11 protein-coding genes are annotated in these 8,426 nt (G+C 58.7%); 6 read left to right on the forward strand and 5 right to left on the reverse strand.

From position 1 onward, the window contains the following. Nucleotide 1 precedes the first annotated feature (1 nt). Genes NKH38_RS22175 through NKH38_RS22195 form a run of 5 tightly spaced genes read left to right on the forward strand, consistent with a single transcriptional unit; the run spans nt 2 to nt 3,455 of the window. Entirely contained in the window at nt 2-493 is a 492-nt protein-coding gene (locus NKH38_RS22175) for a TadE/TadG family type IV pilus assembly protein (RefSeq protein ID WP_023744418.1), read from the forward strand. After that, a complete protein-coding gene (locus NKH38_RS22180; RefSeq protein WP_352904492.1) occupies nt 493-1,122 on the forward strand; it encodes a TadE/TadG family type IV pilus assembly protein in 630 nt (209 codons plus the stop codon). The genes NKH38_RS22175 and NKH38_RS22180 overlap by 1 nt, the downstream gene beginning before the upstream one ends. Next, on the forward strand, nt 1,119-2,282 hold the full coding sequence (locus tag NKH38_RS22185) for a CpaE/TadZ family protein (protein ID WP_352763467.1): 1,164 nt from the start codon (nt 1,119-1,121) through the stop codon (nt 2,280-2,282). Before NKH38_RS22180 ends, NKH38_RS22185 begins: the two co-directional genes overlap by 4 nt. Further along, nucleotides 2,266-2,865 (forward strand): L,D-transpeptidase, encoded by a 600-nt coding sequence (locus NKH38_RS22190; protein ID WP_352763340.1) that lies wholly within the window; start codon nt 2,266-2,268, stop codon nt 2,863-2,865. Before NKH38_RS22185 ends, NKH38_RS22190 begins: the two co-directional genes overlap by 17 nt. Continuing rightward, the gene (locus NKH38_RS22195) at nt 2,862-3,455 is read left to right on the forward strand and encodes a hypothetical protein (RefSeq protein ID WP_352763338.1); all 594 of its coding nucleotides are present in this window, start codon (nt 2,862-2,864) and stop codon (nt 3,453-3,455) included. Before NKH38_RS22190 ends, NKH38_RS22195 begins: the two co-directional genes overlap by 4 nt. 23 nt (nt 3,456-3,478) lie before the next feature. On the opposite strand, the gene NKH38_RS22200 is transcribed toward NKH38_RS22195, so the two are convergent. After that, nucleotides 3,479-4,018, reverse strand: coding sequence for a hypothetical protein (locus tag NKH38_RS22200; protein WP_352763337.1), 540 nt, complete (start codon nt 4,016-4,018; stop codon nt 3,479-3,481). A 779-nt stretch (nt 4,019-4,797) separates the two neighbouring features. On the opposite strand from NKH38_RS22200, the gene NKH38_RS22205 reads away from it, so the two are divergent. Next, nucleotides 4,798-5,286: an AIPR family protein gene (locus tag NKH38_RS22205; protein ID WP_352763335.1), complete on the forward strand. Its 489-nt coding sequence runs from the start codon at nt 4,798-4,800 to the stop codon at nt 5,284-5,286. A gap of 732 nt (nt 5,287-6,018) precedes the next feature. On the opposite strand, the gene NKH38_RS22210 is transcribed toward NKH38_RS22205, so the two are convergent. The 4 genes from NKH38_RS22210 to NKH38_RS22225 form a co-directional block, all read right to left on the reverse strand. Further along, nucleotides 6,019-6,288 (reverse strand): hypothetical protein, encoded by a 270-nt coding sequence (locus tag NKH38_RS22210; RefSeq protein ID WP_352763333.1) that lies wholly within the window; start codon nt 6,286-6,288, stop codon nt 6,019-6,021. Between the two features lie 373 nt (nt 6,289-6,661). Further along, nucleotides 6,662-6,910 (reverse strand): hypothetical protein, encoded by a 249-nt coding sequence (locus tag NKH38_RS22215; RefSeq protein ID WP_352763332.1) that lies wholly within the window; start codon nt 6,908-6,910, stop codon nt 6,662-6,664. A 244-nt stretch (nt 6,911-7,154) separates the two neighbouring features. Next, nucleotides 7,155-7,688, reverse strand: a complete 534-nt coding sequence (locus NKH38_RS22220; protein WP_023672646.1) for a J domain-containing protein — start codon at nt 7,686-7,688, stop codon at nt 7,155-7,157. 284 nt (nt 7,689-7,972) lie between these two features. Then, nucleotides 7,973-8,206 (reverse strand): hypothetical protein, encoded by a 234-nt coding sequence (locus NKH38_RS22225; RefSeq protein WP_352763330.1) that lies wholly within the window; start codon nt 8,204-8,206, stop codon nt 7,973-7,975. Nucleotides 8,207-8,426: the final 220 nt, after the last annotated feature.

The following is an 8,426-nucleotide window of genomic DNA, read 5'->3' on the forward strand; positions in this document are numbered from 1 at the left end:
CATGACCAAGCTTGGCCAAATCATCCGGCGGTTCCAGGGCGACGAAAGGGGCGCTGCCTTGGTGGAAGTCGCGATCACCGTACCACTCGTCTTGCTGTTGTCGGCCGGTGTGTTCGAGTTCTCCAACGTTTTGAACACGCGCCTGCTCCTTGCAGCAGGCGTTGAGGATGCAGCCCGCTACATGGCGCGCTGCAGTAGCGATTGGGAGACTACTTGCAAAGGTCAGGCCCAAAACCTTGCTGCCAATGGCGCGGTCGTTGGCGGCAGCGCAAGAGTGGCTGGCTGGCTTCCACCGACAGTTTTGATCACCAAGACATCCACTCCTGCGACCGATGGCAGTGGCAACATACTTTATCTAAGTAATAGCGCCAACGTTGATGTTGTGCTGGTCAGCACCACGTTGCCATACAACGGCATGGTGTTCTGGGATTATCTGGGCTTTGGAAGCATCGACATCAAAGTATCGCATCAGGAGCGCGTCTTCGGATGGTGATGAAAGACCGAAGGTTCTGCGCTGAGCAGTCTGGCGCTACGATGGTCGAAATGGCCATCGCCCTGCCATTACTGTTGACGCTTCTGCTCGGGTTCGTCGATTTCGGCTACGCCTTTTACCAATGGAACGCTGGAAACAAAGCTGTGCAAGCCGGCGCAAGACTCGCGCAGATTTTTACTCCTGTCGCCATCGGGCTTCCATCTGAGACGCTGACGCAGAGCGATATCACCAAGGTCGGCACCGCGGTCCCGGCCGGCACGTATGACTATGTCTGCGCTGCGAGCACAGCAGGTGTCGCTTGCTGCAGTATCGGAGGCGGCTTGTGCAACCCCGTCAACGCGAGCCAGGCCGCGTTCGACGCGATCTATGACGGCACCGCCAACCGTGCCGGAATGCATGACTTTCTGCCGATGCTGGAAAAGTCAGAGGTGCGGATCGAATACGCCGCCTCCGGCCTTGGCTACTGGACGCGGCCCAGCGGGCCGGTGCCGACGATCACCGTAAGCATCAAAAATCATCCCTTCCAATTCTTCTTCCTGGCCGGACTGCTCGGATTCGGAAACATCACCATGCCCTCCATGCTGAGCACGGTTACGGGCGAAGACATGAAGAGCACGTGGACACCATGAACGCCATCAACACCAAGGTTACACCGACCAAGCGAAAGCAGGTGGCGCTGTTCTCGTTGGATGCGAATTTCAAGCGCGATGTGGCGACGCGCCTCGACGCGTTGGCGATCTACGACGTCAGGGTTTCCGAGACCGGCGACTTCCTTAAAGGGCCGCCCGCGGACACGCGCCCCGGCATCGTCATCCTCGACCTCGGCAATGGCGAGTTGCTCGGAAGGCCGGGCATCGTCGAGGCGCGCGCCCTTTGGGCGACCGTGCCGCTGATTGCGGTCTCCGACGAGCTGTCGTCGGAGCAGACGCGGGTGCTGGTGCGCATGAACGCTTCGGACTGGCTGCACAAGCCGCTCGACGGAAAGGAACTGCTGAACGCCGTGACCTTCCACGACACCGGCAACCAGGGAACGAAAAGCCGCATCATCACCTTCATCAGCGCCAGCGGCGGCGCCGGCGCGACCACGCTCGCTTTGTCGGCGGCCGAATTCCTGGCGTCGAAATCGAAGGAACGCGGGGCTTCCACCTGCCTGGTCGACCTCGATTTCCAGAGCGCCAATTGCGGCGCCTATCTCAACCAGTTCAACCAGTTCGACCTCGGCGGGATCATCGGCCAGCCGGAGAGGCTCGATGTCGAGCTGATGGACGTCATCAAGCTCTCGCGCCCGTCCGGGCTGACGCTCTATTCCTTCGAGAGGCCACGATTGCCTTTCGAGCCGCACGGCAGTGACTTTGTCTTCCGGCTGCTGGACCTTGTGGCTTACCGGTTCGACGACATCGTCATCGACCTGCCGAACATCGAGACGCCTTGGCACAATTCCGTGCTGTCGACGAGCGATGAGATATTCATCGTCTTCGAACTCAACGTCGCCTCGCTGCGGCAAGGCAAACGGCTCTACAAGAAGATCCGTGAGTTGCGTGGCAATGCTGTCAGCATCACGCTGGTCGCGAACAAGCACAAGCGCAAATGGTTCGGCAACCACTTTTCGCGCAGCGAACTCGAGAAGATCTTCAAGGCGCCGCACATCAAGTCGGTCGCGCTGGACAATGCGCTTCTGGCCGATGCGCTGAACCGTGCTATCCTGCCTGCCGAGGTGGATGGGCGTGCGCGCTTCAACAAGGACCTCAAGCGGATGTTCAAAGAGCGGCTCGATGACGCTGCCAAATAGGGGGCGGCCAAGTAGGTATCGGATTGGCCCGGGATTGGCCTGCGTCATGAGCATTGCGCTGATGATGTTGGTCCAGGATTTTGCCAGCGCACGATCGGCACTTTCGGATCGGCCGCCGCTGCCTGCAATGGGGCCCAGCCTGCGCAAGACTGTTGCCTTCGAGACGACAGAACAGCCCGGAACAATCGTTATCCGCAAGGGCGAGAAAGCGCTTTATCTGGTGACCCGACAGGGCCAGGCGCTTCGCTATCAGATCAGCGTCGGACGCGACGGATTTGGCTGGACCGGGGTCGTCAAGGTGGGGGCGAAGACCGAATGGCCGGAATGGCGCCCACCCCGCGAAATGCGCGCTCGCCAGCCGGACCTGCCGCAAATGGTGCCGGCCGGTCCCTACAATCCACTCGGCGCCAGGGCGCTCTATCTGCTTCGGGACGGGCGTGACACGCTCTATCGGATACACGGAACCAACGATCCCAAGGGTGTTGGCTTTGATGGAACATCGGGGTGTTTTCGCCTTACCAACACCGATGTGATCGATCTCTTCAGGCGCGTCGCGATCGGCGCAAAGGTGGTGGTTCAATGACGATGATCAGCGAACCGGACATGCCGGCAATCGAGATTGGGACAGCAACCCGCATCGGGGACCAGGCTGTCGTTGGGAAACCGAGCGACAAAAGCATTATCGGCGCGGTCATCATCGGCACGTCCGTGCTCACTTTGGTGAATATGATAGCCGCGGTTTATCTCTACCGCGGCATCAGCGATATGCGCTTTCTGGAAGGGCGCCTGGAACACCTCGGGACGTTCGAACAACGAATCGGCAGCCAGTTGGATACGGTCAACAACGGTTTTCAGAGCCGATTTGAAAAACTGGACACTCAACTGCAGAGCAGCTTTGGCGAAATCAACCGGAGCATAGCCCGGCTGGAACAGAACCAGCCTGTTGTCCGTGACGAAGTCATGTCGAGCGCAGCGGAACCTTCCGTCGACACGACCAGCAGCATGGCGGAGGCGCCTGCTGTTCTCGATAGTGAAGACGCGACCGAGCCCAGCGTCGTCGATACACCGCGTCCGCCCAAAAGGAGGATTGCAGCTGCAGCGCCCGCCCCAAGCTCCAACTACCAGCGCATAGAGCATGCCGACGGCAAGGTTTACTACCGAAAGATCAACTAGCGCTGGAAAAAGGCGAGGCTATCCTAGAGATCTCGCTGCAGAGCAACGAGCCTAGCGGTCAGCGCTTCGGCCCGCTGTCGGGTTTCGCTGAGGAAGATGACATGGCAGTAGGCGCATGCCGTCACGCCCAGAAACAGCACAAGGCTGTTCTTCAAGGTGAAATCGACCGTTAGTTGGAACGGAAGGCCGCCGGGTACCGTGAAAGAGGCGATCGTGCTGGCTGTTTCGGAATGGCCGGTGACAGCGATCATCAACCCGGCGAAAAGCAGGGCGACGTGGTTGGCAAGGAAGAAGAACGCGGCCGACCTTCTTGTGCGGCACGCCATCCAGCAAGCGGTCGACGCGGCGGCTAGCATCAAGGCATCAAGGACCATCGACGACCCGAGATAAAGATCGACCTGTTGCCAGAACATCGTCGACAGCGGCCTTAGTTCAAGCCAGAACCGCCACATTGTGGGACTGGCCGGATATGCTCCCAGCAAGAAGGTCGCTATGCGCTCCCCTGCCAGGATCAGCAGGATCAGAGCTGGGAAGGCAAAGAGCATTATCGACTTGCGCTTCATGTCACCCTCGACAAACTGGCAACAAGATAGCTTGCAGAGATTGAGCGAGGCTTAACGGACCGGTGCTGGTGCTGCGGCAGCGCGGCCACCTGCGAATGGCGGCTTTAAGTCAGAAAGAGCCATGCGCCACTAGTTGTTTTGGCTAAGCACGAGCGTCACTACCTTCGGCTCGACCCGGTGCAAACATCGTTCAGGAATATTGGGCCACATCGCCTTGGCGCATCCTTCGTCGTCCTTTGACGTTGAGGCAATCCAGCGTTTTGAGCTACGGGCTTCCTCGCCGGTCGTAAGGAAGACCTGTGTAACTAGCGCGGTCGCCATGGATACCTGGACGAGGATAAGAGCGTAAGCGAAACTTCTGATCACTCGCTCGAAACGCTGAATTCGCGAGCTGGTTCCAATGTCGATGCCCACCGGGTAACCACGATCGTGATTTTTGCGCTTCAGTGCCTTAGCAGCGTCGAATTCTTAGATAGCAAACCTTCGTCCATGTCCCTGCTCCTCGCCCAGACTGCAGAAACGGACGCGGTGGTTGTGGGCTCAACGTAGGTCTTGCCATTGCTGATCAGCGTGATTGTGCGCTCGATCAACCTACTTCTGACTATCCCCGTGGATTGCATTGGTTTCCCGAGATCCTACTCTAGGGTGCGAAAATCGTGAAAGTCCCCCTTCATGGGTACCTGGTAAAGCTCTCGACCAGCACCGTCTTTCGCTCTTCCCCGATGCCTGTCCGGCGGCGATGCGGATCGAATTGGCCAAGCGATCGAAGAGCGATCCATGTGGACTTCCGCGAGCTGGGCGCTTTGCTCAGATGTGTCATCGCCAGCCAGCCGAACAGCGGATACCGCTGCATTCTCACAATGATGCCGGGCAATCTGCTGGTCGAGATGTACCGGCTACATGGCCCCAGGCTGCTCGAGCGGAACGTCCGCAGTTTCCTTCAGCTCAAGGGTAGGTGTATCAAGTCATCCGGAAAACGATCCATCGATGAGCCTCAGATGTTCCTCGCGTTCGACAATGGCCTGTCTGTCACGGCGACCGGTCTTCGCATTCTGGATCATGGCGATGGCACGGCAGATCTCCTGGCAGCCGACGACTTCCAGATCGTCGAAGGCGCGGACAGGGCGCCACACGTCCTGGCGGGGCTCTGTGAGGGCTCTGGCGATGTCATCGAAGATCGCTTCCATCCGAGCAATGTGGATCCAAGTCGCGAATATGTGAATCCCCGGTGGTTTCTTGCCCCGATTTTGGAACCGTCGTTTCCCTGAAATGTTTCGTCACTGGAGGGACGTTTGCGGAAAAGGAGTTCACTATGAAACGGCTTCTCTGCGCTGCAGCCATTGCGGCATTATCAACTGGGTTCGCCTTTGCCCAATCGACCAGCACCACCACAGGCGGGTCCTCGACAACTACTGGCGGATCCTCAACAACCACGACGATGCCGAGCACTGACCAGGGAGCGACGACCGGAACGGATTCGACCATCACGAGTGGAACGAATTCGAACTCGGCCAAGGACTGCGCGCCAGGACAACAGACAGGTAGCGCAAAGCAGGCCGCCCCAGGCCAGCAGGACACAAGCGCCAGTTCCGCAGCCCCTGGGCAGGTAAAAAAGACTACGGAAGGTTGCTGAACGGCCGGCGGAACAATTTCTGGTGTCCTAAGTTGAGACACTGCGGTCGATGCCGAAAGGATGTAGCCGCAAATCGAGCCCGTCGTGCCAGGCCAGCGCGGCGGGTTTCTCGCAACAAAAAGGCCACCCCGCGTTGGAAAGATAGGCATTAACATGGCCGCAGCGAATGTTCCGGCAGCCGTGACCGCATGCCGTCCTCACCAATGTTCCCATCGTCCACGCCGTGGGGTGAACACGTTCAACGGGCACTAGTTCTTCGTGATCCAATCCAACAAGCCGGCTTCGATCTGCTCACACCCGACATATTCGCGTACCAAGCATTCAGCGACAACGCGCCACTGACACTCGGGCACGTCTGCATCCCTGACTAGGTTTTGAAATGCGGAGCGGAGAACGTCGGCATCGAACCCGATACGCGCATCGGCGCGAGATCGTCCTCGGCTTCGAGCACCTGGGCCATATCTTCGCGGTAGCGTTGGCGAAGGCGCTTGAGCAGTTCGCGCGACTCTTGGATGGCTTGCCGGGTGTGGTCCATGTGGCTGCGGAACGCAGCTGTTCCGGTCATCGACCGGCTCTGCAACTGAAAGCTGGTTTCCATCACCGCACGTCCGGTTTCTAAATGCTTTATTAGATCCATCGCGGCCTCCCTTCCGGCGAAGGGACTTATTTACTCTCTTTTTAGCGAAGGAGGTTCAAAGGTACGGTTTCGTACAGGGGAGGCCCCGGCCTAATCGGCCAACATTGAGCGTGGTCGGCGCTGTCGGGGGGCAACGTTACATTGGGTGACGTGACGGTGCCGACCACGCTGGAGAGTGGCATTAACCACACCCCGATTCTACCCGCAGAATGACAGCGCAGCAATTAAGCCTGATGGTCTAATCCGCGCTGCAACCATAACCCGATTTAAACTCGCTCCCTTCCCGAGTGCCCGTATGAGTTTGAGCTGTGAAGCACCTGCGCGGCGAGGAGGACCTCCGCCACGCCTCACTGCAGGACTTCCGCGAGGAGAACTAGCCCGGAGGCTTCTCCCGCGGCTGTGCTGGCCCTGTCATGTTCGGCTGGATGAATGGCGCCCTCTTGCCGGTAATGGTCTCAATCGACTTCAACAGCGGTCGATGGACCTCACGTAGAGCTTGGTAGTGCTCGCTGTGATACGCCAGGAGCGGCCCGACGATGCTCTTGTGCAGCGCTTCGGCTGCCGCCAGGAAGCGCTCGACTTCAGCCCGGGAAAGCTGTTCGGAAGGTTTGGTTCTGGCCATTTGGCGATCTCCGTTTTGATGGGGTCGCCGCAACGAGGACTATAATCCTAAATGCCGGACTGCCTCACAATAGGTCTCGCTGGCCTACTTCGAGGGAAGCGATAGGACCAGCGTCAGCATGATCCTCATTGCCCCCGTCCGCAAGCGGCCACCGAAGACCCTATTTCCTCAGCCTATCTGGTCTCGGCAAAATGACGCGCGAGGCTCCTCTGGAGCCTTGCGGAATCTTGGGCAGATACCCTCTCTAGTCTCTACTCAGGAGCCGAATGCTGGTATCGCGACGCAGTTCGGAATCGGCGCGATCGACGCCTTCAACCGTGATCGCGATTGTCCCGTTCTCAATTCTTGCAATCCACCCCTTTGCCTTCATGTACCAGAGATGAAACTCCAGATGCTCTGGTGGACAGCCTAACAACCGTTCGATTTCGACGTCGCCAATGCCCGGATTGCCGACATCCTGGCGGCGCTTCACATAGAGCAGTGAAAGCAGTTTGGCCTGGACCAAAGCATCCTTCTCGACCCCTTTGGGGTCGCTTGCCTCCTCGACCAATTTAAGCCGCTCACCGGCATGCTCTCGATAGGAGATATCGTACTGGGCGCGCTTAACGGGATCCCTCAAGACGTTGTGCGCTTCTACTATTTCGCTGAAGCGGGCTTCGTTACCAGTTTGCTGATTGTCGGGATGATAGCGCATCGCAAAGTAGCGGAATATTCGCTCAAGTGTCTCCGAGTTGGCGTTTGGGCTGATCTCCAAGAGTTCGTAGTAATCGACGAACAATGCGCTGCTCCCTCAAACATCGCTCGACAGCCGCGGGGGCCGACCGCCTACATGGCGATGCAGTGCCCTCACTCGTCGAGTTCATATACGGACAATACATTGCGCCCGGGGTCAAGATGAGCGGGAGCTAGTGGACGTCAGCCAAGGCGGCTCCCGCGCGGGGTGCAACGAAAATGGCCGGGGCCGCAGTGGGAGATTGCCTGATCAGCGCCGGCCGGAGTTCGGGGTAGAACTCAATGCCGAAGCCGCCTGCGCAGCCAAGGTTGGGGTTTGACCGCGCCGTCCTATAATGGGACAGCGCGGTCAGGCGGTTTCGTCATCACGCGCAATTGCATCTGGTCGATGGTTGCGACGATTGCAGCCGCCAGTGCTTCCGCCTCATCCATGAGCCCCGGCCCATAGAGACCGTTAACCGCTTCCTCGCAAGGCAGCACGCCGGGCGGGCAGTGGTCCTCGATTGTGCGCCGGATGAGCGTCAACGCTGCCCGGCATTCGTCGGCTTCGATTTTCATAACCATTGAAACATGCGTTTGAGCTAAAATGTTCCGGAACCGATTTCGGGCTCGCGGCTTGAGACGGTGAGGGAAGAACACTAGTCATGCCCATCAGACGAAAAGCCGTGGATGCCGGGATCCTTAAGCCTGCCGAATTGGCCTTGCTAGGGCGCGTTTTCGAGCAGCTTAAACTCGTCGACGACCAATCACCCGATGCGCAGGGCCGGTTGGCCTCTCGGATCAT

Origin of the sequence: Mesorhizobium sp. M1078 (genome assembly GCF_040318615.1) — a bacterium.
GTDB lineage: Bacteria > Pseudomonadota > Alphaproteobacteria > Rhizobiales > Rhizobiaceae > Mesorhizobium.